Source organism: Streptomyces mexicanus, from assembly GCF_902506575.1.
Taxonomy (GTDB): Bacteria; Actinomycetota; Actinomycetes; order Streptomycetales; family Streptomycetaceae; genus Streptomyces; species Streptomyces mexicanus.
Genome location: NZ_LR732666.1, coordinates 1 through 2220, shown reverse-complemented (window position 1 = coordinate 2220; position 2220 = coordinate 1). Strand labels below are relative to the sequence as shown.

The following is a 2220-nucleotide window of genomic DNA, read 5'->3' as shown; positions in this document are numbered from 1 at the left end:
GGGCTCGTAAACACAAAAAGAGTGAGGCACAGTGTTGCACGTGAGGTGTGGTGGGATGTGTTCGTGATGAGCGGGGGGTGTCTGTAGGGCGCAGCGGGGGGAGTCGTCGGCAGCGTCAGGTGTGTATAAGAGGCAGATGTGGTCCCTGCTGTCTCGCCGTGCGATGCGGCCCGTGTCGCGTCGTCCGTTTGTTGCGCCCGTGCTGTGCCGTGCGTGCGGTGCCGGCCGTGCGATGCTCCCTCCTGTGACCCAACGGACGCATGACGAGCCGCACGGGGGCGCGCTCGGCTCCCGGCTCAACTGGCTGCGCGCCGCCGTGCTCGGCGCGAACGACGGCATCGTCTCCACCGCCGGCCTCGTCGTCGGCGTGGCAGGCGCCACGGACTCCCGTTCCGCCCTGCTCACCGCCGGGCTGGCGGGCCTGCTGGCCGGGTCGATGTCGATGGCGGCGGGGGAGTACGTCTCGGTGTCGACGCAGCGGGACTCGGAGAAGGCCGCGCTGGCCCTGGAGAAGCGCGAACTGCGCGAGCAGCCCGAGGCCGAACTGCGGGAGCTGACCGAGCTGCTCCAGGAGCGCGGCCTGTCACCGGAGGTGGCCCGGGAAGCCGCCGAACAGCTCACCGCGCGGGACGCGCTCAGGGCCCACGCGCGCGTGGAACTCGGCATCGACCCCGACGAGCTGACCAACCCCTGGCACGCGGCCTGGGCGAGCTTCCTGGCGTTCACCGTCGGCGCGTTGCTGCCCCTGCTGGCGATCGTGCTGCCGCCGGCCGGGCTGCGGCTGGTGGTCACCGTCCTGTCCGTGCTCGCCGCCCTGGTCCTCACCGGCTACAGCAGCGCCCGGATGGGAGCGGCCGCGCCGGGCCGGGCGGTGGTGCGCAACGTGGCCGGCGGGGCGCTGGCCATGGCCGTGACGTACGTGGCGGGCACCCTGCTCGGCGCGGCCGGGGCCTGACGCCGCGCCGGGCGCAACCGCCGGGCCGGGTTCTGACGCCCCGCCGGGCACAGCTGTCGGCTCGACGTCCAGCCGGGCGCGACGCCGTGCCGGGGTCGATGCCCCGCCGGGCGCGGCCACCGGGCCGGACTCACCAGCGGATCGGCAGCGGCAACGCCGTCAGCAGCCCGGACACCGTGACCACCACGCCCAGTACGGCGACCTCGGCGCGCGCGGGAACGGAAGCGGTCAGCGGATCGGCCGCCCGCCGCAGCCGCAGCCGGGCCCACCCGGCGAGCGCGGCGGCGCCGGCCACGAGGATCGCCTTGGCGAGCAGGGCGCGGCCGTAGGCCGTCGTCGTCAGCTGATCCAGCACCGTGTCCGACGGCATCCGCCGCAGGGTGCTGCACACGCCCGTAGCGGTGACCGCGGCGAGCAGAACGGTCGCCCCGCGCGCGTACCGGGCCAGCAGGGCGGCGCCGGCCTCGCTGCCGTGCCACTCGCGCAGCGTGCGCAAAACGCGCAGCAGTCCGCCCGCCCACAGCGCCGCGCAGACCAGGTGAACCAGGGTCAGGCCCGAGCCGATCAGCGCACTGTCCTCGGTGCCGGGGTGCGCGCGCAGGGCCTCGGCCACCACCACCGCGGCGAGCGGCCACAGCCGGGCCGAGGGGTGGCGCGAGAGCGCGCACAGGCCGGCGACCAGGAAGGCGTTGACCTCCAGCAGTGCCAGTGCGCCGTCCCGGGTCCGGTACAGGCCGCCCACGTCGATCTGACCGAGCCCGTGCGGCACCAGGTTGCCGGTGGCCACCACGGAGGCCAGGCCCGCGGCGGCCACCAGACCGGCGACGGCCGCGTACAGGGACCAACTGCGCGGCGGCGCCGGGGCGTCGGCGATGCGGGCGGCCAGCCGGTCGACGAAGACTTCCCCCACCGGCACACAGACCGCCGCGACCAGCACCGCCCGCAGCAGGGCCACGCCGTCGACGCCGGGGGCGGCCGCTCCCCCCGTGCCGTGCAGCGCGGCGGACGGACCGAGCAGGGGGATCAGCGCGGCCAGTGCCACCAGGCCCAGGACCGCCGCGGCCCGCGCCGTCGCGGCCCGCCGGCCTCTTCCGCCGGCGTCGGCCTCCTCGGTGGCCGGACGTGTCGGCGTCATCCCCTGATCTTCACCGGACCGGATGAAGCCGGGCAAGGGCGCCCAAGCAACTGGGGGGCGGACATTCCACCTCACGCCCCCCGAGTGTGCGCCGGTACGCCCCGCCGCCGTGCCCGCCCGCCCACCGTTC

General features: G+C 75.6%; 2 protein-coding genes. One reads left to right on the top strand and one right to left on the bottom strand.

Annotated elements, in window-relative coordinates; genetic code table 11:
* The first annotated feature begins 244 nt into the window (after positions 1-244).
* Entirely contained in the window at positions 245-955 is a 711-nt protein-coding gene (locus GV126_RS34585) for a VIT1/CCC1 transporter family protein (RefSeq protein WP_159675262.1), read from the top strand.
* Between the two features lie 130 nt (positions 956-1085).
* On the opposite strand, the gene GV126_RS34580 is transcribed toward GV126_RS34585, so the two are convergent.
* Positions 1086-2090: a CopD family protein gene (locus GV126_RS34580; RefSeq protein WP_159675260.1), complete on the bottom strand. Its 1005-nt coding sequence runs from the start codon at positions 2088-2090 to the stop codon at positions 1086-1088.
* Positions 2091-2220 lie beyond the last annotated feature (130 nt).